The 23,661-nt window shown below is 56.5% G+C and carries 18 protein-coding genes; 1 reads left to right on the plus strand and 17 read right to left on the minus strand.

The window, feature by feature from the left end; genetic code table 11:
• Positions 1 to 27: 27 nt before the first annotated feature.
• The 7 genes from recN to ACZ5FM_RS10500 all read right to left on the minus strand — a co-directional run bounded on the left by recN (position 28) and on the right by ACZ5FM_RS10500 (position 9,139).
• Positions 28 to 1,701: a DNA repair protein RecN gene (gene recN / locus ACZ5FM_RS10470; RefSeq protein ID WP_464038634.1), complete on the minus strand. Its 1,674-nt coding sequence runs from the start codon at positions 1,699 to 1,701 to the stop codon at positions 28 to 30.
• Positions 1,702 to 1,717: 16 nt separating this feature from the next.
• On the minus strand, positions 1,718 to 2,584 hold the full coding sequence (locus ACZ5FM_RS10475; RefSeq protein WP_192488522.1) for an outer membrane protein assembly factor BamD: 867 nt from the start codon (positions 2,582 to 2,584) through the stop codon (positions 1,718 to 1,720).
• A 318-nt stretch (positions 2,585 to 2,902) separates the two neighbouring features.
• Entirely contained in the window at positions 2,903 to 3,862 is a 960-nt protein-coding gene (gene lpxC, locus ACZ5FM_RS10480) for a UDP-3-O-acyl-N-acetylglucosamine deacetylase (protein ID WP_192488521.1), read from the minus strand.
• 263 nt (positions 3,863 to 4,125) lie between these two features.
• Positions 4,126 to 5,877, minus strand: a complete 1,752-nt coding sequence (gene ftsZ / locus ACZ5FM_RS10485; RefSeq protein WP_464038635.1) for a cell division protein FtsZ — start codon at positions 5,875 to 5,877, stop codon at positions 4,126 to 4,128.
• A 93-nt stretch (positions 5,878 to 5,970) separates the two neighbouring features.
• Positions 5,971 to 7,302 carry a cell division protein FtsA gene (ftsA, locus tag ACZ5FM_RS10490; protein WP_192488519.1) on the minus strand — a complete coding sequence of 444 codons (1,332 nt, stop codon included), beginning with the start codon at positions 7,300 to 7,302 and terminating at the stop codon, positions 5,971 to 5,973.
• Complete coding sequence (locus ACZ5FM_RS10495; protein ID WP_250982384.1) at positions 7,299 to 8,216, minus strand: cell division protein FtsQ/DivIB; 918 nt, start codon at positions 8,214 to 8,216, stop codon at positions 7,299 to 7,301. The genes ftsA and ACZ5FM_RS10495 overlap by 4 nt, the downstream gene beginning before the upstream one ends.
• The gene (locus tag ACZ5FM_RS10500) at positions 8,213 to 9,139 is read right to left on the minus strand and encodes a D-alanine--D-alanine ligase (RefSeq protein ID WP_192488518.1); all 927 of its coding nucleotides are present in this window, start codon (positions 9,137 to 9,139) and stop codon (positions 8,213 to 8,215) included. The genes ACZ5FM_RS10495 and ACZ5FM_RS10500 overlap by 4 nt, the downstream gene beginning before the upstream one ends.
• Positions 9,140 to 9,764: 625 nt before the next feature.
• Between ACZ5FM_RS10500 and ACZ5FM_RS10505 the strand changes: the two genes are divergently transcribed.
• Positions 9,765 to 11,069 carry an MFS transporter gene (locus ACZ5FM_RS10505; protein WP_275641622.1) on the plus strand — a complete coding sequence of 435 codons (1,305 nt, stop codon included), beginning with the start codon at positions 9,765 to 9,767 and terminating at the stop codon, positions 11,067 to 11,069.
• Between the two features lie 203 nt (positions 11,070 to 11,272).
• On the opposite strand, the gene murB is transcribed toward ACZ5FM_RS10505, so the two are convergent.
• Genes murB through ftsL form a run of 10 tightly spaced genes read right to left on the minus strand, consistent with a single transcriptional unit; the run spans position 11,273 to position 23,661 of the window.
• A complete protein-coding gene (gene murB / locus ACZ5FM_RS10510; protein ID WP_250981874.1) occupies positions 11,273 to 12,238 on the minus strand; it encodes a UDP-N-acetylmuramate dehydrogenase in 966 nt (321 codons plus the stop codon).
• The gene (gene murC, locus ACZ5FM_RS10515; protein WP_464038636.1) at positions 12,235 to 13,650 is read right to left on the minus strand and encodes a UDP-N-acetylmuramate--L-alanine ligase; all 1,416 of its coding nucleotides are present in this window, start codon (positions 13,648 to 13,650) and stop codon (positions 12,235 to 12,237) included. Before murC ends, murB begins: the two co-directional genes overlap by 4 nt.
• On the minus strand, positions 13,647 to 14,783 hold the full coding sequence (gene murG / locus ACZ5FM_RS10520) for an undecaprenyldiphospho-muramoylpentapeptide beta-N-acetylglucosaminyltransferase (protein WP_464038637.1): 1,137 nt from the start codon (positions 14,781 to 14,783) through the stop codon (positions 13,647 to 13,649). The genes murC and murG overlap by 4 nt, the downstream gene beginning before the upstream one ends.
• A gap of 5 nt (positions 14,784 to 14,788) precedes the next feature.
• Positions 14,789 to 15,940, minus strand: coding sequence for a putative lipid II flippase FtsW (gene ftsW / locus ACZ5FM_RS10525; RefSeq protein WP_192488512.1), 1,152 nt, complete (start codon positions 15,938 to 15,940; stop codon positions 14,789 to 14,791).
• Positions 15,941 to 15,944: 4 nt separating this feature from the next.
• Positions 15,945 to 17,354, minus strand: a complete 1,410-nt coding sequence (gene murD, locus ACZ5FM_RS10530; RefSeq protein WP_312945320.1) for a UDP-N-acetylmuramoyl-L-alanine--D-glutamate ligase — start codon at positions 17,352 to 17,354, stop codon at positions 15,945 to 15,947.
• Between the two features lie 4 nt (positions 17,355 to 17,358).
• Positions 17,359 to 18,459, minus strand: coding sequence for a phospho-N-acetylmuramoyl-pentapeptide-transferase (gene mraY / locus ACZ5FM_RS10535; RefSeq protein WP_250981878.1), 1,101 nt, complete (start codon positions 18,457 to 18,459; stop codon positions 17,359 to 17,361).
• A gap of 24 nt (positions 18,460 to 18,483) precedes the next feature.
• A complete protein-coding gene (locus ACZ5FM_RS10540; protein ID WP_250981879.1) occupies positions 18,484 to 19,917 on the minus strand; it encodes a UDP-N-acetylmuramoylalanyl-D-glutamyl-2,6-diaminopimelate--D-alanyl-D-alanine ligase in 1,434 nt (477 codons plus the stop codon).
• Positions 19,914 to 21,374 carry a UDP-N-acetylmuramoyl-L-alanyl-D-glutamate--2,6-diaminopimelate ligase gene (locus tag ACZ5FM_RS10545; protein WP_464038638.1) on the minus strand — a complete coding sequence of 487 codons (1,461 nt, stop codon included), beginning with the start codon at positions 21,372 to 21,374 and terminating at the stop codon, positions 19,914 to 19,916. The genes ACZ5FM_RS10540 and ACZ5FM_RS10545 overlap by 4 nt, the downstream gene beginning before the upstream one ends.
• A 59-nt stretch (positions 21,375 to 21,433) precedes the next feature.
• Positions 21,434 to 23,173, minus strand: a complete 1,740-nt coding sequence (locus tag ACZ5FM_RS10550; protein WP_250981881.1) for a peptidoglycan D,D-transpeptidase FtsI family protein — start codon at positions 23,171 to 23,173, stop codon at positions 21,434 to 21,436.
• Positions 23,173 to 23,661 (minus strand): cell division protein FtsL, encoded by a 489-nt coding sequence (ftsL, locus tag ACZ5FM_RS10555; RefSeq protein ID WP_192488506.1) that lies wholly within the window; start codon positions 23,659 to 23,661, stop codon positions 23,173 to 23,175. The genes ACZ5FM_RS10550 and ftsL overlap by 1 nt, the downstream gene beginning before the upstream one ends.

Here is a 23,661-nt window from a genome sequence, read left to right on the forward strand (position 1 = left end):
GGCCCGTTTGATGACGCTAGTCGCTTCTTAGTCCTTGGCAGCCAGAAGACGGGCTGCAGCAGCCCTCGCCTCATCCGTAACAGAGGCACCAGCCAGCATACGGGCGATTTCCTCGGTGCGGTGCTGCGGCTCCATCGTTGCCACTTTGGTGGCAATCCGCTCGGTGCCATCACCGGTCGGTCCCTTGGAGATCAGCAGATGCGTCGCCGCACGTGCCGCCACCTGCGGGGCATGGGTCACTGACAGAACCTGAACGGTCTTTGACAATCTGCGAAGCCGCTGGCCGATTGCATCAGCAACTGCACCGCCCACGCCGGTATCGATTTCATCGAACACCAGTGTCGGCGCAGAACCACGATCCGCCAGAGCAACCTTGAGAGCCAGCAGGAAGCGCGAAAGCTCACCGCCCGACGCCACCTTCATGATCGGCCCAGGACGTGTGCCGGGGTTGGTCTGCACGTGGAATTCAACCACGTCGATCCCCTCGGCCGTCGCCGCATCGGCATCGGTCGTGACTTCAACGGTAAAACGGGCGCGTTCCAGCTTAAGGGCTGGCAGTTCCGCCATGACAGCGTCCGACAATGCGCTGGCTGCAGTGTGCCGCTTGTACGACAGTGCAACGGCAGCCTGATCGAAATCGGCCTTTACCAGATGCAGATTTGCTTCAAGCTTCGCCAGGGTTTCTTCACCGGCATCAAGCTCGGCAAGGTCAGCCACCATCTTTTCGGCCAAGGCAGGCAGCTCGATCACCGGCACGGAATATTTGCGACCCGCTGCACGCAGTGAAAACAACCGCTCTTCAACACGCTCCAGCTCACGCGGATCAAATTCCGTCCGGCGCAGCGCTGCTTCCACTTCAGTCTGCGCATTGGAAAGGTTATCCAGCGCTGCATCCAGCAACTGCACCGTATCTTCCAAAAGACCTGGCGCTTCGTGGCTCTTGCGCTCCAGACGACGCATCATCGATGCAATCATCGGCACAGGCGACGCGTTGCCATTCAAAAATTCGCTGGCTTCGGCAATATCACCGGCAATGCGCTCAGACTTCTGCATGACGGCGCGGCGTTCAGCCAGTTCGTCTTCCTCACCGTCCTGCGGTGAGAGCTTTTCAAGCTCCTCGACAGAAGATCGCAAGAATTCAGCCTCACGGGCCGCCGCTTCCACCTTGGCGCGGTGCACTTTCAAGCCGCGCTCGGCATCTTTCCATTTGCGGTAAAGTCCCTGCAGCGACAAGGCCTCGTCACTCAAGCCTGCAAAGGCGTCGAGAAGTGCGCGATGCGCATCGGTATCGACAAGGGCGCGGTCATCATGCTGGCCGTGTATCTCGACCAGCAGCACGCCCAACTGGCGCATCATCTGCACGCTGACTGCCTGATCATTGACATAGGCCTTGGTGCGGCCATCAGCGGATTGTACGCGGCGGAAAATCAGATCGCCGTCATCATCAAGGCCGTTTTCACGCAACAGAAGGCGTGCCGGATGGTCGTTTGCCAGTTCGAAGGTGGCAGTCACCTGCCCCTTATCCTCACCATGACGTACAAGGCCACCGTCCCCTCGCCCACCAAGAGCAAGAGACAAACTGTCAAGAAGAATAGATTTACCGGCGCCCGTTTCACCAGTCAGCACCGACAGACCCGCCTCGAACGCAAGATCGAGCCGTTCAATCAGGACGATATCCCGGATCGATAACTGCGTGAGCATGGGTTACACCCTCAGATCAAACGCCAAGAAGCTTGAGGCCAGCCTTGGAAATCCACGATCCCTTGTTCTCGCGTGGCTGAAGTCCGCCGGACTGCAACAGCTTGAACGAATCGGCATACCATTGGCTGTCCGGATAGTTGTTGCCCAGAACCGCAGCGGCGGTCTGCGCTTCGTCTGTCAGACCCATTGCATAATAGGATTCGGTCAGACGCGCCAAGGCTTCTTCGATCTGGTTGGTATTTGGATATGTCTCGACCACAACGCGGAAGCGCTTGATGGCGGCCAGATATTCCTTGCGCTCAAGGTAATAACGGCCGACCTGCATTTCCTTGCCGGCCAGCTGGTCGCGTGCAAAGCGGATCTTCGCCTGCGCGTCGCTGACATATTCCGAATTCGGATAATCATTGACCACCTTGGACATCGCTTCGATGGTGCGGGCAGCAGCGCGCTGGTCCTGCGTCACGTCAACGATCTGCTTGGAATAAGCCAGGCCGACCAGATACTGAACGTAAGCGGAATCTTCAGAACGCGGATATTGCTTGAGGTAACGATTGCCAGCTGCGATGGCCTGCTCGTTACGGTTCATACGGGTGCTGACGAATGTCTGCATCACCAGAGCCTTGCGGCCCCATTCCGTAAACGGATGTTGTTTGTCAATCGCTTCGAACTTGCGCGACGCTTCGGTCATGTTGCCGGAGTTCATGTTGGCGAGACCCTGCTTGTAGAGTGTCTCAGCCGATTCGCTTTCGAAACCAAGTTTGGTGATGTCGATATCTGGGTCCGACTGGCATGCGGTCACGAGCGTTGCAGCCCCGGCCAGCAACATCGATACAAGCGCGACCCGAACCGTTCTATTCATTGCACCAGACCCTACATGCTTCATTATACAGATCCCATTTCGCGCAAATACATCAACATCAGCTTTGCACTGGCGTTTCTAGCCATAAAAGCGTCGGTAGAGCAACGCAATGATGACGCATTAACGCATTTTTATGGCGTACCACTTTGACGAAGACGAATATTTCCTGTTTTTCAGGTCAAAAGACGCCGCGTTTTATTCTCTCAGCTGCACATTTTCTTGTCATGGCTTCTGAGTCGCGGCTGGTTCCACCACGCGGGTAAAATGTGAACAGTGCCATGCATTTTCATGGAAAAAAGCCGCATCCAGAGGACGCGGCTTTCAAAATCTTCAATCACGAAATCAGGCAGACCAAGGCGACACGTCAGCAACATTGACGCGGACAAACTCGGCGGCGCGCACGCGCTGGCTGCGGGAAACCGGAGCCTCGACAATTTCATAGGCAGTCGGATCGCTGAGCAGCGCCTTGAGCGCATTGGCGTTGACCTTGTGGCCACCACGGTAGGAACGGTAGCAGCCAATGAACTGCGCACCGGCCAGTGCCAGATCGCCAACAGCGTCCAGCGTCTTGTGACGAACGAACTCGTCCTTCTCGTAACGCAGGCCTTCCATATTGATGACAGTGTGGTCATCGGAAATCACAACGGAGTTCTCAAGCGACGAACCGAGTGCATAACCGGCCGCCCACAGGCGCTCCACATCACGCATGAAACCGAAGGTACGGGCGCGAGACAATTCCTTGGTAAAGGTTTCTGCAGTCAGATCACCAGCCCAAGTCTGACGGCCGATCAGCGGCGTATCAAAGTCGATCTCAACTTCGAACCGTGTGCCGTTGTATGGACGGAACTCAGCCCAGGAGGAACCGGCATCGATACGAACCGGCTTCAAAACGCGGATATAACGGCGCTTCACGCCGAGATTGACGATGCCAACCTGCTCGATAGCTTCGATGAACGGGAACGAGCTGCCATCCATGATCGGCGCTTCGGGACCATCAACTTCAACAACCAGATTGTCGAGGCCAAGCGCATAGATCGCGGCCATGACGTGTTCGATGGTGGCAATGGACTGTGTCTGCGATCGGCCAAGCACCGTGCAGAGATCGGTGTTGCCGACATTGGCGGAAACAGCCTTGATCTCGGTGATATTGCCGTTGTCGTGATGACGCTGGAAAACAATGCCGGTACCAGCTTCAGCCGGATGGAAGGTCATGGAAACCGGATTGCCCGAATGTACGCCAATACCGGAAATCTGCGCAGCAGCGGCGATAGTCGTTTGAAAACCAAGCAATTCGATACTCATTCACATGTGCCTTGTCTAACAGGAACCGAAAACGTCAGGGGTTCGGCTCCCCAATTCCAAATTGAGGAAACACACGGTTTTCCTCACAACTTGCAGTCATACATACGTATGGTCAGGCCACATAACAAATCACTGTTTCTTTCGCATTGTTACAAGTTTAAGAAATTGATAAATCAACATCTTTCTTCACATTTGGAAACAGTTTGTAACAAAAAACCCGGGCCTTTCGGTCCGGGTTTGGTGTTCAGAAGAATCGCATCTGATCAGTTCGACTGACGGCGCAGGAACGCCGGAATTTCCAACTGGTCGTCTTCGTGCGAGCTTGCAGCCTGCGGTGTGACACGACCCTGATTGTCGAGCTGGCCACGACGCGGTGCGTACAGGCTTGCCTCAGCGGAAAGCTGACGGCGCTGCTGTGGAGCAAGCGATGGTGCGTCCATCAACTCGGAAGGAACGTTGTCGTCTTCCTCACGACGTCCCAGCGAGTTGGTGATGCGCTTCAACAGACCCATCGGGCCACGCTCTTCCGGAACAGTCGATGCCGGATGCGCAGTGCGGTGGTCCATCTCAGCCTTCACGACCGGAGGAAAGTCCTCGATCTTTGGCATGCGAACCGGCTCTACATGGCGAGGTGCCGCTGCAACTGGTTCATGGCGCACAGGTGCCTGTGGCTGCTGCATGCGTGGTGCAGCAACTGGCTCAGGTGCGTAGTGGGCCTGTGGTGCAGGTGCGGCCTGAACTGGAGCCTGACGAACAGGTGCAGGTGCTGGAGCTTCAACCGGAGCAGAAGCAAACAGCTTGCTCTGCGGGCGGAATTCAGCTTCTGCCTGTGCCTGGCGCAGCTGCTGTTCAGCAGCAGCCAGAGCCAATTCGCGTTCCATTTCGACTTCAGCCGTACGGATGGTCTGTGCGATTGGGTCAATCGCCTTAGGGGCCTGCATGACGGGGGCAGGCTGAACTGCGGCCGGAGCCGAAGCAACGGCCGCCGAAGGACGGATAAGTGGCTTTGCAGCAGCGGCCTGCGCCAGGTACTGGTCGTTCTGGCCTGCAACACGGTCGATACCGGTCGCAACAACAGACACGCGGATGAGGCCTTCGAGCGCTTCGTCGAAGGTCGCGCCGAGGATGATGTTTGCATCCGGATCGACTTCTTCGCGAATACGGGTCGCAGCTTCGTCCACTTCGAACAGGGTCATGTCGCGACCACCGGTGATGGAGATCAGCAGGCCCTGTGCACCCTTCATGGAGGTTTCGTCCAGCAGCGGGTTGGCAATAGCGGCTTCAGCAGCCTGCATTGCGCGACCTTCGCCGGAAGCTTCACCCGTACCCATCATCGCGCGGCCCATTTCGCGCATGACAGAACGAACGTCAGCGAAGTCGAGGTTGATAAGACCTTCCTTCACCATCAGGTCGGTGATGCAGGCAACGCCCGAATAGAGAACCTGGTCGGCCATTGCGAAGGCATCCGCAAAGGTGGTCTTGTCGTTGGCGATGCGGAACAGGTTCTGGTTTGGAATGACGATCAGCGTGTCGACCGACTTCTGAAGCTCCTGAATGCCCTGTTCGGCAAGGCGCATACGGCGCTGGCCTTCAAAGTGGAACGGCTTGGTAACAACACCAACCGTCAGAATGCCCTTGTTGCGGGCAGCCTGTGCGACGACAGGAGCTGCACCCGTACCGGTGCCACCGCCCATACCGGCAGTAACAAAGCACATGTGTGTTCCGTTGAGGTGATCGACGATTTCATCGATGCACTCTTCAGCAGCAGCGCGACCGACTTCCGGCTGCGAACCAGCGCCGAGACCTTCGGTAACCTGAACGCCCATCTGAATGATGCGTTCGGCCTTGGTCATCGTCAGGGCCTGTGCGTCCGTGTTAGCCACAACAAAATCAACGCCCTGAAGACCAGCCGAGATCATGTTGTTTACGGCGTTGCCACCACCGCCACCAACACCGAATACGGTGATGCGAGGCTTCAACTCGGTGATATCAGGCTTATGCAGCTGTATCGTCATTGTCACATTCCTTCTTTGTCTAGGCCGCATCGCCACGCTGGCCGATTCATTACAACTCGTTACACACCTGCTCCGGCACCACGCCGGTTCAGGTCAAAAACTTTCTTTCAACCACTGCCCTACCCGGGCAATCCGTCCGCCACTTGTGCCGAACGGAGAAAACAGCCCGCCTTGTGAGGCATGTACTTCCGCGTCCGCGATCTGCGGATAAATCATCAGGCCAACCGCCGTTGAAAATGCCGGACCCTTGGCTGCAACCGGCAGACCGGAAACACCAAGCGGACGACCAATACGCACGTTACGGGCCAGAATGCGGCGCGCCGTCTCCGGCAGGCCGGTCAGCTGGCTTGCGCCACCGGTCAGAACCACGCGCTTGCCGACAATCGGGCTGAAGCCGGACTTCTGGATACGATCACGGATCAGCTCCAGAGTTTCTTCGATACGGGCACGCACGATGCGCGTGACCAGAGCGCGGGAAACCTGTGACGGCTGGTCACGGTCATCCTCACCGATTGGCGGGATCGAAATCATGTCACGTTCGTCTGCACCATTGGCCAGAGCCGAACCATGAACCACCTTCAGACGCTCGGCGTCCTCGATGCGGGTCGACAGGCCGCGCGCCAGATCGGTGGTCACGTGGTGGCCACCAAGACCGATCGCGTCGGTGTGAATGAGACGGCCTTCAGCGAATACCGAAATCGTCGTTGTGCCGCCGCCCATATCGATGGCTGCGCAACCCAGTTCGACTTCATCGTCAACCAGTGCAGCAAGGCCACTTGCATATGGGGTCGCAACCATGCCCTCGACCGACAGATGAGCGCGGTTGACGCACAGCTCGAGATTTTTCAACGCCGAACGTTCTGCGGTGACAACATGCATGTCGACGCCGAGAAGATCGCCGTACATCGACAGAGGGTCACGGATGCCACGCTCGCCATCCAGCGAATAACCTGTTGGTAGGGAGTGCAGGATTGCCCGGTCCTGACGCAGCGACTGCTGGCTCGCGGCAATGAGAACCTTGCGCAGATCGCCTGCTTCGACTTCCTGGCCACCCAGATCAATACTTGCGGTGTAGATGTCGCTGGCCAGACGGCCGGCCGATACGTTGACGATCAGGCTGTCGACTGTCAGGCCTGCCATACGCTCGGCTGCATCGACAGCCAGACGAACGACGCCTTCAACGGCATCCAGATCGGCGATGACACCGGACTTCACACCGCGCGAACGCTGGTGGCCAATACCGATGATCTCAACCTTGTGGGTACGACCCGGCAACACTTCGGTTTCCTGACGTGGCGTCAGACGACCGATCATGCAGACGATCTTGGTCGAGCCGATATCCAGCACGGAAACGACATGTGACCGCTTGGAAGAAAGCGGTTTAAGGCGCGGCAGTCCAAAATGGGAAGAACCGAAAAAGCTCATATGTTCCCCGCTTTCTTGAGCGCCTTTTCACGTGCCGTAACAGCGGCCTCACGGCGCTCGGTTGCGGCTTGCGTCAACTGAATGGTGGTGCGGTCGGAAAGCCGCAAATCGATTGCTGCGATGTCACGCGACATAACCTGCTGTTCAGCATCAAGACGCGACAGCAAATGCAGGGCCTTGGCGACATTGACTTCTGGCAGCTTGATGATGATGCCGTTGTTCAGGTGCAGATCCCAGCGACGACCGGAGATGCGAACATAGGCCTTGACCTTGCTGCGAATTTCCGGCCAGGCGTCCAGCTGCTCCATGAAGCTTGCAGCGCCGGTTTCTGCGTCACGACCAACGAACAGCGGCAGGGCTGCAAATTTATTATCACGCAGCGGTGCAATCACGCTGCCGTTCTTTTCGATAAGCGACAGCTCGGAACCGTGCTGCCAAATACCGAACGCATCACGTTCCTTGAGACGGATTTCGATGGTGCGCGGATAGACCTTGCGCACATCAACATCTTCTACCCAAGGCAGATCAGCTAGGCGGCGGCGCGCCGTATTGACATCCATAGCAACAAGCGAAGTGGTGCCATCAAGGCCGAGCAGCTGGAGAATATCGATTTCAGAGGTCTGCGCATTGCCAGAAACCTTGACGTCTTCGATGGCAAAACCGGCAGCAGATGTGGTTGCCTGTGCAACGGTCTGCGTGTGGCCACCAAGCGACATGCCGTAGAGACCGGTGGCTGCAAAAAATGCGATTGCGGAAATCGTGCCTGTGTGTGCGGGAATGTTGACACGGCCCGTTGCGAGGCTGACACAAAAGCGCACGACGCGACGCAGCGGACGAGGCAGCACGATGCGCTCGTCGGCGGCAGGAGCGAACTGCTCCACCCGGCGTCTGTTTGCTTTTTTGCCACCGATCATCGCGAACACGAAGCGTCCTCCACCATCCAGCGGACGAATTGACCAAACGTTAAACCATCATGAGCTGCCATTTCCGGCACGAGAGAGGTTGGCGTCATGCCAGGCTGAGTATTGACCTCAAGCCAGATAATCTCACCATCCTCAGACAGACGGTCATCGTAACGAAAGTCTGACCGGCTCACTCCACGGCACCCGATTGCCCGGTGCGCCATAAGAGCCAATGATTGTATTTTTTGGTAAATTTTCGGTGAAATTTCTGCAGGGATGACATGTTTCGAGCCACCTGCTGCATACTTCGCATCATAATCGTAGAAGCTGTGTCCAACCGGCACCACCTCGGTGACACCGAGCGCACGATCGCCCATGACACCGCAGGTCAGCTCACGACCGGGAATATAACGTTCAACCATCACCGCGTCACTGTAACGCCATTCCGATGACGTCAGGACCTGCGGAGGATGGGATTGATCCTCTTTGACGATCACAACTCCGAAACTGGAGCCTTCACGAACAGGCTTGACGACATAAGGCGGCGCCAGCGGGTGTTCATTGGTGAAATCAAAACGGTTCATCAGGCGCGCTTCGGCAACCGGTACGCCAGCAGCAGCAGCAACCTTCTTGGCCTGTCCCTTGTCCATGGCAAGCGCAGACGCAAGCACACCGGAACCGGTGTAAGGAATTTGCAGATATTCAAGAATGCCCTGAATGGTGCCGTCTTCGCCGAACGGGCCGTGAAGAGCATTAAAGACAACATCAGGATTAAGGCGCGACAGCACGGCCGATACATCACGATCGACATCGACGCGAGTGACCTCGTAGCCTTCGGCTTCAAGAGCAAGCGCACAGGCCTCACCTGAAGACAGGCTCACCGGCCGCTCCGATGAAAAACCACCCATAAGGACAGCGATATGTTTGCCGCTCATTTAAATCCCCGACATCAAACGTTTCTCTGACGCCACTAACGACCGCCTTACGCCCAAATTCCGGCACTGATTCTCTCAGCACCATCCACTGAACCACTTAAGAGCCATTAAGGTTAATGAAGCGTTTACTTTCGTTAACCAGCGCACCTTCCATGCGGTTTTTTAAACATGAATCATTCAATGTTCGGATTAATGCCTTAGAATCAGAGAGTTGCACTAAATGCAATATGTCTGGGTCAAAAAAAGCAAAAATGAGACCGTGTTTCGCTTCAGGACAATCGTTAACAGGCAAGCCTCAAACCGTTAAGATTCAGGCTTATCCACAACTCATGGATGAACCCGACAGCATCCGCAAATTTTGCAGCGCAACATTGAGGCGTTATTTTCGCCTTTCAAACGAGCTTTTCCGACCACAAAACACCTCCAGGAACACCATAAAAGCCCGGCAAAAACGCTTATATGATCAAAAAACAATGCTATTTTAAATTTTATTGCGCTTGCAGCATTCCATATTTGCAAAAATTGCGTTAACGCAATCTCGCCGTTCAAGGCGATCTCAACACTTGAAGCGTATGTGTCTGTGCCCGCAAGGCCGCACGGCGCTTGATACAATGGAACCAACACAATGACCGACGCGATATCCCGTGTATCGCCGACCGCTGACACTCCGAACGATGTAAAGACAAATTCGCCTGCACGAGTTCTTACTGCCAGCGTGGTCGGCACGACCATCGAGTTCTTCGACTTTTACGTCTATGCGACAGCCGCAGTTCTCGTGTTTCCAACGCTATTCTTCCCGAACAATGACCCGATGACGGCACTGCTGGCTTCTTTTGCCACATTCTCCATCGCGTTTTTCGCACGTCCACTGGGCGCCGTTGTATTCGGTCACTACGGCGACCGTGTCGGCCGCAAGACAACGCTTGTTGCCGCACTTCTGACCATGGGTATCTCCACCGTCATTATCGGCTTGCTGCCCTCCTATGAGACTGCTGGCATCATTGCGCCGTTGCTTCTGGCGCTGTGCCGTTTCGGTCAGGGCTTTGGTCTTGGCGGTGAATGGGGTGGCGCCGTGCTCCTGGCAACGGAAAATGCACCTCCTGGCAAGCGTAGCTGGTACGGCATGTTCCCGCAGCTTGGCGCGCCAATCGGCCTGCTGCTCTCTTCCGGCGTGTTCTGGATTCTGCTGCACTTCATGTCGCAAGAAGCCCTGCTGAGCTGGGGTTGGCGCATTCCGTTCGTTGCATCGATCATTCTGATTGCCGTTGGTCTGTGGGTTCGCCTGTCGATCACCGAAACACCGGCCTTCCAGAAGGCGATCGATCAGGAAGAGCGCGTTGCCGTTCCGGTTGCTGAACTGTTCCGCCACCACAAGCGCAGCCTGGCGCTCGGCACATTCGTTGCCTTAGCAACATTCGTGCTGTTCTACATCGGTACCGCCTACTTGCTGTCCTACAATGTCAAGGTTCTGAAAATCCCGTTCCTCGACGCTCTGGAAGTGCAGATTCTCGGCTCTATCGTGTTTGGTATCTTCATTCCGTTTGCTGGAAAGCTCGCAGAGCGTTTCGGCCGTCGTGAAATCCTGATCCTGACCACCGTGCTGATTGGCGCATTCTCGTTCCTGCTGCCCGGCCTGATGAGCGGTGGCGAAGGCTCGATCTTCCTCTTTGCAGCTCTCGCCATGGCACTGATGGGCATGACCTACGGTCTGATCGGCACTGCACTTGCAGCACCGTTCCCGACAACCGTGCGCTACACAGGCTCGTCGATCACCTTCAACATGGCCGGCATCTTCGGTGCCTCGCTGGCACCATACATCGCCACATGGCTGCAGGTGAACTACGGCATGGCCTATGTCGGTTATTACCTCTGCGCCGCAGCGGTTATCACGCTGGCCTGCATTTTGCTGTCACGCAAGAACGAAGTCTGATCCTGAATCAAACTGACAACAAAGCCCGCGAAGTCGCTGACTCCGCGGGCTTTTTCTTTGCCTATTCATCGCGTGAGCCAGAGCGATGTCACGACAACATCAATACACGGCACTGGCACGACACCCCTCTCCCCACAAACAAAACGGCTGGGTGATAAACCCGGCCGTTCTTAAAATATTGAAAGCGTTTGCGTCAGGCGGCATCAGCCACCGAGGAAGGGCTCGACTTCACGGCCCGGCATGAACAGGCCAAGGCGCTTGATTTCCCATTCCAGCTGAATGCCGGAGTGCTCACGCACGCGGCGGCGAATGGTCTCGCCGAGATATTCCAGATCATAGCCGGTCGCGTTGCCGGTATTGATCATGAAGTTGCAGTGCAGCGACGACATCTGCGCGCCACCAATTACCAAGCCACGGCCACCAGCCTCGTCAATCAACTCCCATGCGGAATGGCCTTCTGGGTTTTTGAAGGTCGAACCACCAGTCTTTTCGCGGATCGGCTGAACAGTCTCACGATGAAGACGCACGGCATCCATGTCTGCACGAATTTTTGCTCTGTCTTCAGGATAGCCTTCGAAAAGCGCATCCACAAAGATCAGGCCTTCCGACGCGCTGGAATGGCGATAGGTGTAACCCATCTCCTCATTCGACAGCGTGTGGATATTGCCCTGACGGTCAACCGCACGCACTTCCACAACGCGCTCGCGGGTTTCGCCGCCATTGGCACCAGCATTCATGCGCAGCGCGCCACCGATTGAACCGGGAATGCCATAATAGAAGTGGAAACCACCGATGCCATTGTCCATGGCCATCGCGGCAATATGCTTGTCCGGGCAAATAGCACCAGCGCGAATGCGGTTTTCGCCGGCCAGTTCGAGATCACCAAAACCCTTGGCGGAAAGACGCACGACAACACCAGGAATGCCGCCGTCACGCACCAACAGGTTGGAGCCAACGCCAACAACCGTCAGCGGCACATCTTCCGGCAGCAGTTTAAGGAAGGTAACGAGATCATCCACATCGTGAGGCTGGAACATAAGCTCCGCAAGACCACCTGCCCGGAACCACGTAACGCGGTCCATCGGCGCATCCGGCGTCAGGCGTCCACGCAGTTCATTCACTCCCTCGCCGAGCCTTCCCAGCAGCTTAACCCCATCCACCTGTTTCATGCAGACTTTCCTGATATGCTTTCCAGTTCAGAAGGCAGCGACGCCGCCCATTGCGTAATATTACCAGCACCCAACAGAACCACGAAATCACCGGGATTCGCAATGCCTGCGATCAATTTGGCGAGTTCGTCCTTGGAAGGCAAAAACCGCGCATCACGATGTCCTGCCGCCTTGATGGCCGAAATCAGAGCTTCGGAGTTTGCGCCTTCGATTGGATCTTCGCCCGCCGCATAAACCGGTGCAAGGATAATCGTGTCTGCATCATTGAAGCAATGCGCAAAGTCGTCAAACAGGCTAGAAAGACGGCTGTAACGGTGCGGCTGGTGCACGGCAATGATACGGCCCTTGCAGGCTTCACGCGCAGCTCTGAGCACTGCCTTGATTTCCACCGGGTGATGACCGTAGTCATCGAATACCTGAACGTCGTTCCAGGTGCCGGTCAGCGTGAAGCGACGCTTGACGCCGCCGAACGAGGCAAGACCCTTCTTGATGTTTTCTTCCGAGATGCCGAGACGGTTGGCCACGGCAATGGCCGCGCAGGCATTCGACACGTTGTGACGGCCTGGCATTGGCAGAACGAGATCCTTGAAGGAAAAGATCTTGCCGGTACGGCGACGTCGGATTTCAACGTCGAAAATCGAACGCGTGCCATCAATGCGAACATTGGAGAAACGCACGTCGGCCTGCGGGTTTTCACCATAGGTGACAACCTTGCGGTCTTCGATCCTACCCACCAGCGCCTGAACCTCTGGATGGTCGAGGCACATGACGCCAAAACCGTAAAACGGCACATTTTCCACGAACTGGCGGAACGCCGCACGCACGGCATCAAAATCACCGTAGTGATCGAGATGCTCAGGGTCGATATTGGTCACCACGGCCACATCTGCCGGCAGTTTCAGGAAGGTGCCGTCAGACTCGTCAGCCTCGACAACCATCCACTCACCCTCACCCATGCGGGCATTGGTGCCGTAAGCATTGATGATTCCGCCATTGATAACGGTCGGGTCCAGCTCACCGGCTTCCAGCAGTGTCGCGACCATTGATGTGGTCGTGGTCTTGCCATGCGTACCGCCAATGGCGATTGCATTGCGGAAGCGCATCAGCTCGGCCAGCATTTCTGCACGACGTACGATCGGCAAATGCTTTTCGCGAGCAGCAATCAATTCCGGATTGTTCTTCTTGATCGCAGTGGAAACCACGACCACTTCGGCTTCGCCAAGGTTTTCAGCGGTGTGACCGACAAAAACATCGATGCCCTTTTCGCGCAGACGCTGCACATTGGCGCTGTCTGACTGGTCAGAACCCTGAACCTTGTGTCCAAGATTATGCAACACCTCGGCAATGCCGCTCATGCCAATGCCACCGATACCGATGAAATGAACAAGACCTATGGCTTTTGGCATCTTCATGGATGCTCTCCTTCAATTTTCTTTTTAAATTCGGCAATGGAACCACCCTGCGCAAGCGTTTCCACCATATCGGCGAGAACCGAGGCCGCATGCGGTTTGCCGGTTGCCTTGGCAGCAGCGGCCGTCGTAGCCAGCCGCTCCGGTTGTATCAGCGCGTCTGCCAAAATGGTCGACAGCTTCTGCGGAGAAAGTTCGGATTGCTTGATGACACTTGCACCACCGGCACCAGCAAGGGCGGCAGCATTGGCGGCCTGGTCATGATCAAGCGCATGCGGATAAGGCACCAGCACCGAAGGCCGGCCAATCACCGACAGTTCCGATACGGTTGAAGCACCTGACCGGCTGATCACCAGATGGGCAGCGCCGATCCTTTCGGCCATATCGCCGAAAAACGGCGAGACATCGGCCTGCACGCCAAGCTTGGCATAGGCGGCAATGACGTTTTCCTTGTCTTCCGGGCGTGCCTGCTGCGTTACCGAAAGGCGTGAGCGCTTCTCATCGCCCAAAAGGCAGATGGCCGCAGGAATGGCAGCAGAGAAAAACTGCGCACCCTGGCTTCCGCCAAACACAACAAGCTTGAACGGCTCGGTGTTTTCTGAAGGGTCATAGGCAACATTGGCGGCCTCAAGGACTGCAGGACGAACCGGATTACCGGTTGCCACGGTCTTGTTGGCATATTCACCACGATCTGAAGGCAGGAAACCACCGGCAATTGCCTTAACGCGTTTTGCCAGCGCCTTGTTGGCGCGGCCCATCACGGCATTCTGCTCATGCAGCATCGATGGAACGCCAAGGCCGGTAGATGCGAGCAGTGGCGGAACGGTGGGGTAACCACCAAAGCCAACCACGGCCACAGGCTTAAGTTTCGTGATGAGGCGTCGTGCCGCGCGAAGACCTGTCCACAGCTTCAACAGTGAACGTGCCACCGCAATCGGATTTTTCGAACCGATCGTCGCAGATGGTACGACATGGATTTCATCGGCTGGAAACTTGCCGGCATAGCGTTCAGCGCGGCTGTCGGTGACCAGATGCACCTGATAGCCACGCGCTTTCAGCTCATAAGCCAGAGCCTCTGCCGGAAACACATGACCGCCGGTTCCCCCGGCGGCGAGCAGCACAATACCTTTGTTCATTCATATTACTCCGCGGGCACTGCCCCTACGCGGAAAAAGCTGCGCTCCTGCGCACGTTTTTCCGGCCTGTGGCGCGTCAATGCCAGAAGGAAACCGGCGGTGACGCTGATTGCCATCATCGATGAACCACCGTAGGAAATCAGCGGCAATGTCATACCCTTTGCAGGCATGAGTTCAAGATTAACGCCGATGTTGATCATCGACTGAATGCCGATCTGCAAAACAAGACCAGCCACCGCAAAGCGGGCGAAATCGTCTTTCTCCTTAAAGGCATGCGACAGTCCGCGCAGCACGATGAAGGCAAAAATCACCACCAGAACCATGCAGAACAGAATGCCGAATTCTTCTGCCGCAACCGAGAAGATAAAGTCGGTGTGGCTGTCCGGGATGATGCGCTTGACCACGCCTTCGCCAGGGCCCTGGCCGAACCAGTTGCCGCGAATGATCGCCTCACGGGCGGTATCCACCTGGAACGTGTCACCCTCACCGGTCAAAAAGCGGTCGATACGACCGGCCACGTGCGGGAAAACGAAATAGGCCGATATGAAACCAGCAACACCCAGACCGCCAAGCAGGATGATCCACAGCCATGGAACGCCGGCCATGAAGAACATGCCGCCCCACACCGCGCTGGTCAGGATCGTCTGACCAAAGTCGGGCTGGGCAATCAGAAGAGCTGCAACAACACCGAAGGTGATGATGGCAAACAGGTTGCCTGGAATTTCCGGATGGCGTGCCCGTTCGGCAAACAGCCATGCGCAGACCACCACAAAGGCCGGCTTCATGAATTCGGACGGCTGGATCGAAAATGTGCCCACGGAAATCCAGCGGCGCGCACCCTTCACTTCCATGCCAAAGAACAGCGCAAAAATCATCATCAGCAGCGAGGCGATCAACATGATGATCGCGACGCGGCGGATTTGACGCGGCGACAGGAAGGACAGGCCGACCATGATTGCAATTGACGGCAGGATGAATACCGCGTGTCGTTCAACGAAAAAGAAGCTGGTGAGGCCGATACGCTCAGCCACCGCCGGAGATGCGGCGAAGGAAAGCATCAGGCCGATACCCATCAGCGCAATGAACGCGGCCAGGAAAAATCGGTCAATGGTCCAGAACCATTCGGCAACCGGACCTCGGTCAATACGGCTTACCATAGCGTCAGTTTCCCTTTCCAGAACCAATCAGCATTGTCACGCCGTCAAGAGCAGCGACATGTGCAACGAACGCATCACCACGTACTTCAAAGTTCTTATACTGGTCGAAGCTTGCGCAAGCCGGTGATAACATCACGACATTGCCGGTATTTTCGTCTTTTTGCGCATCTGAAGCAGCGTGTTCGACAGCTTTATCCAGAGTGCCTGAAATTTCATAAGGAACCGTATCGCCCAGCGTCGCGGCAAATTCGGCCGCCGCCTCACCAATCAGGTAGGCTTTTGCGATGCGCGGAAACAGGCTGGACAGGCTGGAGATGCCACCGGATTTCGGCAGGCCACCGGCAATCCAATAGATGCGATCATAGCTCGACAGTGCCGGTGCTGCCGCATCGGCATTGGTTGCCTTGCTGTCATTGATAAAGGAAACGGACCCGCGGCGCGCCACGGGCTGCATGCGATGCTTGAGGCCGGGGAATGTCTTCAAGCCTGCACGAATGTCATCGGCACTGACGCCGACGGCAAGGCAGGCCGCAATCGCAGCTGCCGAATTCTGCGCATTGTGACTGCCGCGCAATGTCTGAATGCCATCAAGATCGACAAACAGCGACGACGTTCCGCCCTGCGCCAGCATGATCTGGCTGTCCTGCGCATAAAGCCCTTCGGCCACCACATTGCGTTTGGAAATGCGCTGCACCTTGACACCAGCCCGTTCAACCCGGTCGGCTATCAATGCGCAGTAACTGTCATCAACCCCGATAACGGCGGTATTGCTGCCAGCAACCAGCCGCTCTTTTACTTCACCATAATGCTGCATGGTGCCATGACGGTCGAGGTGATCGGGTGTCAGGTTGAGGAGAAGACCGGCCGTCGGGTTTAGCGTCGGAGTAAGATCGATCTGGTAGGAAGAGCACTCCACGACGTAGTAACGTTCAGCCTTTGGCGGATCGAGCGTCAGCACGGCGGTCCCGATATTGCCGCCAAGCTGCGTGTCACGGCCGCTCGCACGCAGAATATGGGCGATCAATGCCGTGGTGGTCGATTTGCCATTGGTACCGGTGATGGCAATGAATGGGCAATCGGGCGAATGCGCCCGGCGCTCACGCACGAACAGTTCCACGTCGCCAATGATTTCGACACCGGCAGCGCGCGCCAGCTCAACGGTCCAGTGCGGTTTGGGGTGTGTCAACGGCACGCCGGGAGCAAGGACAAAGGCCGCCAAAGACGGCCAATGAACAGTTCTGAGATCCGCAACGGTTATGCCTTCGGCCGCCGCCTTGGCTGTACTGTCGGGATTGTCGTCATAGGCAACGACATCAGCCCCGCCAGCAACCAGCGCCTTTGCGGTGGCAAGGCCGGAACCGCCCAGACCGAACAGGGCGACCTTGCGACCTTTAAAAACCGTAACAGGGATCATGCCATCACCTCAATTTCAGTGTGGCAAGGCCGAGCATGGCAAGGCCAACGGCAATGATCCAGAAGCGAATAACGACCTGACTTTCGGTCCAGCCCTTTTTTTCGAAGTGGTGGTGGATTGGTGCCATCAGGAACACACGACGGCCGGTCTGCTTGAACCAGAATACCTGTATGATGACCGACAGGGTTTCCATAACAAACAGGCCACCGACGATGACCATGACAATCTCGTGTTTGGTGGCAACGGCCACAGAACCGATCAAGCCACCCAGTGCCAGCGAACCGGTATCACCCATGAAGATAGCGGCAGGTGGTGCATTGAACCACAGGAAGCCGAGACCGGCACCAATAACGGCACCAACGATAACGCCAAGCTCACCGGTGCCCGGCACGAAATTGATCTGCAGGTAGTTTGCAAAAACGGCATTACCAACCAGATAGGCAATCACGCCGAAGGTTGCAGCAGCAATCATTACCGGCACGATAGCGAGACCATCGAGACCATCGGTCAGGTTGACCGCGTTACCGGCGCCGACAATCACGAATGCACCAAACAGCACAAAGAAGTAGCCGATGTTGAGCACGAATTCCTTGAAGAACGGAAACGCGATCGAGGTACCGAGTGTCGGGTTGTGCGGGCTGGATGCCAGCGACATTTTCATCATGAAGAACACGGCAATCGCTGCGATGACAAATTCAATGCCCAGACGCGCCTTGCCGGAAAAACCCTTGTCGCTCTGCTTGGTCACCTTCAGGTAATCGTCGTAGAAACCTATGGCGCCAAATCCAAGCGTCACCATCAACACACTGACCACGTAAACGTTGGACAGGTCACCCCACAGCAGAGAGCCGCCGAGAATACCAGCCAGGATCATCAGGCCGCCCATGGTCGGCGTTCCCGCCTTCTTGAAATGGGTCTGCGGACCATCGGCGCGGATCGGCTGACCCTTGCCCTGCCTGACACGCAACGAGGCGATGATCGAAGGTCCGAAAATGAAGACGATCAGTGCGGAGGTAAACATGGCCGCACCGGCACGGAAGGTGATGTACCTGAACAGGTTGAAAATTTGAATATGGTCAGCCAGTTCGACAAGCCAGATCAGCATAATTGCCCTTTCAGCAAGGCAGTTTTAGTTTTGGGGTTCCGTGTCGGGGAATGGCGAATGCTTGTCAAGCAAAGCTGCGACGATCTTGCCGAAACCAATACCAAGAGACGATTTTAGCATCAGAATGTCGCCCGGCTGCACCGCAGTGGCGACGAATTCATTCAATTCCTGCGTGGTCTCAAACCAGAAGACGTTGACACTGTCAGGCAGTGCGTCGCGCAGATGCGCCATGGCTTCGCCAGCCAGCCAGACATTTTCAATGCCTGCCGCAAGCAAGGGACCGGCAAGATCTTCATGCACCTGCGCAGAAAACTCGCCCATTTCCAGCATGTCGCCCAACACGGCAACACGTCTGCCCTGCGCCTTGGCGTCGACGGTTGCAAGAACCGCAATGGCTGCCCTCATCGAAGCGGGGTTAGCATTGTAGCTCTCGTCAATCAACACGAAGGAACCATCACCAACCGTCAGGCGGTGGCGCTGTCCACGACCCTTGACGGCTTCTAGGCGACGAAGCGCAGAAACGGCATTTTCGAGATCAGCGCCACACAACAGCGCCACACCTAGTGCCGCCATGGCGTTGTCGGCAATATGGCGACCCGGCGCACCGATGCGCAATTCGCGGGTTTCGCCATTGATGATGGCCCATAGTGTCGACCCGCTAGGGGTGTTTTCATAATCGGCCAGACGGAAATCCGCCTTGGCGTGCTGACCGAATGTGTAGATGTGTTCGACACCAGCCCTCTGGGCGGCTTCCTCAAGAAAATCGAACTGCGAGTTGTCACGGTTGAGAACAACCGCACCACCGGGCTCAACGCCCTCAAAAATTTCGGCCTTGGCGGCCGCAATTTCTTCTAGGTCACGGAAGTTGCCCAAATGGGCCGCAGCAATGGTGGTGATGGTTGCCACATGCGGACGCACTAACTTTACCAGCGGACGAATTTCGCCAGGATGATTCATGCCGACTTCAAATACACCGAAATCACAATCGGCAGGCATACGCGCCAAAGTCAAAGGCACGCCCCAGTGATTGTTAAACGAGGCAACGGCGGCATGTACCTTGCCCGATGGCTCAAGTATCTGGCGCAGGATTTCCTTGGTTGTGGTCTTGCCGACCGAACCGGTCACAGCAATGATCTTGGCCTGGCTTCTGGCACGTGCCGCAATGCCGAGCTTGACCAAAGCAGCCAGCACGTCTTCCACCACGATCATTGGCACAGTCAGACGGCCGAGCGCCGGCAGCTTCGCCTCGCTGATAACAAGCAATCCGGCGCCATTGGCAACCGCAAAGCTGGCATAATCATGCCCGTCTACCCGGTCGCCCTTGATCGCAAAGAAGGCTTCGCCGGGTTTGACCGTGCGGCTGTCGATGGAAATGCCGGTTATGCCCAGTGGCAAATTGCCGACCGGCCGTCCCGACATGACCGAAATCAATTCCTGCACTGTCCATAACCAGTTCAAAGCGACGTCTCCTCCAATGCACTGCGCACCTGTTGATGGTCCGAGAATGGCAGGACCGTCGTTCCGACGATCTGTCCCTCTTCATGACCCTTGCCGGCAACGATTAAAGTGTCGCCACTTTCCAGCATCGCCACCGCGTGTCGAATGGCCTGCGCACGGTCAGCAATTTCCAGCGCGCCGGGGGCCGCTGCCATGATTTCGGAACGAATGGTTTCGGGCACTTCCGAGCGCGGGTTATCGTCGGTCACGATCACCACGTCCGAAAGGCGTGAGGCAACCTCACCCATGATCGGGCGCTTGCCCTTGTCGCGGTCACCACCGCAACCAAACACCACGACAATGCGGCCAGAGGTGAACGGCCGCACCGAGGTCAGCACGTTTTCCAGCGCGTCGGGCTTATGGGCATAATCCACGTAAGCAAGCGCACCATTTTTTGCATGACCGACCAACTCAAGGCGACCAGCCGCACCGACCAGCTTCTCCAGCGCGCGCAGCGCAACAGCAACCGGAACGCCGGTCGAGATCGCCAGACCAGCCGACACCAGCGCATTGGCGACCTGAAAATCACCGGCCAGCGGAATATCGACTTCGAAAATTTCGCCCTGATGATGAATTTCAATCATCTGCTTGTGGCGGAAATGTTCGACGCGCTTCAACGTCAGGAAGTTACCCTTGCGGCCAACGGTGCGCACATCAAGCCCGGCGCTTTCAGCGGCCTTGATGGCATGTGGCGACCACGGATCGTCAGAGAAAATAACCGCAGGCTGGCCCTTTTCGAGCAACTCGCTAAACAGCCGCATCTTGGCGGCCATATAGTTTTCCATCGTCGGATGGTAATCCATATGATCACGGCCGAGATTGGTGAAGGCACCGGCAACCAGCTTCACGCCGTCCAGGCGGTGCTGATCGAGACCATGGCTTGATGCTTCCATTGCAGCATGGGTTACACCCTCGCCAGCCAGTTCAGCCAGCAGCGCATGCAACGATACCGGATCCGGCGTTGTCAGCGAACCATAGTCGGAACGGCTAGGCGAAATAACACCGGTCGTGCCGATCTGCGCTGCCGCATAACCGGCTGCCGCCCAGATCTGGCGCGTGAAGGACGCAACGGAGGTTTTACCCGCAGTGCCGGTAACAGCCACCATGGTCTGCGGCTGTGCACCGTAAAAACGGGATGCTGCCAGCGACAAATAGCGGCGAGGATTGGAAACGGCCAGAACCGGCACGGGCGCATCCGCCGGATGACCGGACAAAATGAGGGATGCACCCTTGGCAACAGCATCATTGATGAAGGCTGCGCCATCTGCCTTGGAGCCGGCAAGAGCGACAAATAAACCGCCCGGCTCCATCTTACGGCTGTCGGCCGTGAGGGATTTGATTTCAAGCTCTCCGAGAGTGGAGCGCATAACTTCGTTCAGTTCCGAAAACTCTGTTCCGGACAGATCTCGCAATTTCATCGACTGTTTTCCGTCTTGTCCCCCGACTCGAATCGTCGGTTTATAGTAAGCTCTAACAATCAATAAGACACGAGCAAGGCCGAGCCATCCTCACCGAACTTTGGTTTCACACCGAGTATGGCTGCAGAACGGCTGATAATCTCTTTGACCATTGGTGCCGCAGTGTTACCGGCAAGCGCCGCCCCGTTGCCCTTGTCTGTCCTTGGTTCATCAATAAATGTCAGCACCACATATTGCGGATCGCTGATCGGGAATGCCGCAAGGAACGCGTTGAAGTTCTTGTCATGCGCGTAACGGCCGTTGACGACCTTGTCGGCCGTGCCGGTCTTACCGCCCACGTCAAAACCGTCGACACGCGCATTGCGGCCGGAACCCTTCGTGCCATTCCAGTCAAACAGGAAGCGCATGTCCTTGCTGGTCGATGGCTGAATGACCTGTGTTGCCACAGCATCGGCATCGGCGCGGCTTCTTGGCAGGAATGTTGGCTCGATCAACTTGCCACCATTGACCAGTGCTGCACCGGCAACCGCAGTCTGCAAGGGCGTTGTCGACACACCGTGACCAAAGGAAATCGTGATCGAGTTGATCTTCTTCCATTCACGCGGCTGAGTTGGCATTGCCACCTCAGGCAATTCCGTCTTCATGCGCGTCAACAGACCAAGCTTGGTCAGGAAGTCCTTGTGACCCTGAATACCCACAACGTCAGCCATCTTGGCCGTGCCGATGTTAGACGAATACTGGAAAATCTCAGGTACCGAGAGAACACGTCCCTTGCCGTGGAAGTCCTTGATGGTGAAGCCACCGATACGGATCGGCGCCGACGCATCAAAGCTGTCGGTAATCCGCACCTTGCCGGTGTCCAGCGCCATGGCAGTGGTAAAGGATTTAAATGTCGAACCCATTTCGAACGTACCGTTCGACATGCGGTTCAACCAGCCTTCCTTGGCGCCTTCGGCCGGATTGTTCGGATCATAATCCGGGGCAGATGCCATGCCGAGAACTTCACCGGTATGGACATCCAGCACCACGGCACCGGCACCAATTGCTTCAGTTTTTGCGATCCAGCTGTAAATGACTTCGCGCAGGATGGCCTGGACGCGCAAATCGATGGACAGCTTGACCGGTTCAAGCGGCTGGTCGGTCGTCATGCCAAGCGCCGTCAGATCAGCCAGACCCTGGCTATCGACGTAACGCTCCATGCCAGCAACACCACGGTTGTCGATATTGACGTGGCCGACAATATGCGAGGCCGTTGCGCCACCCGGATAGAAACGGCGTTTTTCAGGACGGAAACCGATACCGGGAATACCCAGTGCCAAAATCTGGCTCTGCTGCTTTGGGGTTAGCTGACGGCGCAGCCACTGGAAGCGCGAATTGGAAGAGAGCTTCTGATAGGTGCCACGCGCATCGAGATCAGGCAAAACCGTTCTCAGCTTTTCAATGGCTTCATCGACATCAACAATACGGTGCGGTTCGGCAAACAGCGAAACGGTCCTGATGTCGGTCGCCAGCACCTCACCGTTACGGTCCAGGAGGTCAGGACGCGATGCCATCAGCCGGTCGGCCGGTGCAATGCTGGAGACGATTTCCGGCTTTTCCATGCCGTACTGCACCAGACGTCCACCGATAACACAATAAAAGGCCGTAAAGCTCAGCGCGATGATACCAACGCGGCTTTTGGCTTGCCCTGCCCGTTTTTTGCGTGCGCCTTCAAAGGCAGCGTGATCGGTCACACCTCCAGTTGATACGGAGTAATGCGCCCGGCTTTTGTGAACCATGATACGGGAAAGAAATGACATCAGCGGTTCACCGATCCTGTTGTCGTTGTATCTACACCAAGTACGGAAGCACGCGGCTGCGGAACGGGAATGCCCTTAGAGGCCAGCCCGCCGGTTGTCGCGCCACGCGAAGCAAGTTTGGTATCGTTGGAACCGGCCGTCGCAGATGCGATCGCATCCTCGACACTCATGCCTTCCGGCTCTGGCGGCTGCGGCAACTGTGAGCGCAACATCGGCAGTTCACTCGGCTGCGCAAGCTGGGTCGACAATGTCGGCACCAGCTTTAACTCGTCACCATAAACCGTCACGAGGCGGTGCAGACGATTTGGCTGCGTCAGCAAGGCCCAGTCAGCGCGCAGAAGGTCAATCGTGTCCTTCTCCAGCTTGATTTCGGTTTCAAGCTTGCGAACCTCGGCCAGCTTTTCATCCGCCCGATGTTTGATCGTATAGGTAACGACCGCTGCGGAAATCATGACACCGACCAGAACGAGATCAAAAGTACGCAGCAT

The organism is Agrobacterium sp. 5Ca50, assembly GCF_055381905.1.

Coding starts and splice junctions, on each gene's coding strand:
- ACZ5FM_RS10505 (WP_275641622.1), top strand. CDS start 9,765: ATGACCGACGCGATATCCCGTGTATCGCCGACCGCTGACACTCCGAAC.
- ftsW (WP_192488512.1), bottom strand. CDS start 15,940: ATGGTAAGCCGTATTGACCGAGGTCCGGTTGCCGAATGGTTCTGGACC.
- ftsA (WP_192488519.1), bottom strand. CDS start 7,302: ATGAGCTTTTTCGGTTCTTCCCATTTTGGACTGCCGCGCCTTAAACCG.
- ACZ5FM_RS10500 (WP_192488518.1), bottom strand. CDS start 9,139: ATGAGCGGCAAACATATCGCTGTCCTTATGGGTGGTTTTTCATCGGAG.
- recN (WP_464038634.1), bottom strand. CDS start 1,701: ATGCTCACGCAGTTATCGATCCGGGATATCGTCCTGATTGAACGGCTC.
- ACZ5FM_RS10495 (WP_250982384.1), bottom strand. CDS start 8,216: ATGATCGGTGGCAAAAAAGCAAACAGACGCCGGGTGGAGCAGTTCGCT.
- ACZ5FM_RS10475 (WP_192488522.1), bottom strand. CDS start 2,584: ATGAAGCATGTAGGGTCTGGTGCAATGAATAGAACGGTTCGGGTCGCG.
- ftsZ (WP_464038635.1), bottom strand. CDS start 5,877: ATGACGATACAGCTGCATAAGCCTGATATCACCGAGTTGAAGCCTCGC.
- lpxC (WP_192488521.1), bottom strand. CDS start 3,862: ATGAGTATCGAATTGCTTGGTTTTCAAACGACTATCGCCGCTGCTGCG.
- murG (WP_464038637.1), bottom strand. CDS start 14,783: ATGAACAAAGGTATTGTGCTGCTCGCCGCCGGGGGAACCGGCGGTCAT.
- mraY (WP_250981878.1), bottom strand. CDS start 18,459: ATGCTGATCTGGCTTGTCGAACTGGCTGACCATATTCAAATTTTCAAC.
- ACZ5FM_RS10545 (WP_464038638.1), bottom strand. CDS start 21,374: ATGAAATTGCGAGATCTGTCCGGAACAGAGTTTTCGGAACTGAACGAA.
- murC (WP_464038636.1), bottom strand. CDS start 13,650: ATGAAGATGCCAAAAGCCATAGGTCTTGTTCATTTCATCGGTATCGGT.
- ftsL (WP_192488506.1), bottom strand. CDS start 23,661: ATGCTGCGTACTTTTGATCTCGTTCTGGTCGGTGTCATGATTTCCGCA.
- murB (WP_250981874.1), bottom strand. CDS start 12,238: ATGAAACAGGTGGATGGGGTTAAGCTGCTGGGAAGGCTCGGCGAGGGA.
- murD (WP_312945320.1), bottom strand. CDS start 17,354: ATGATCCCTGTTACGGTTTTTAAAGGTCGCAAGGTCGCCCTGTTCGGT.
- ACZ5FM_RS10550 (WP_250981881.1), bottom strand. CDS start 23,173: ATGTCATTTCTTTCCCGTATCATGGTTCACAAAAGCCGGGCGCATTAC.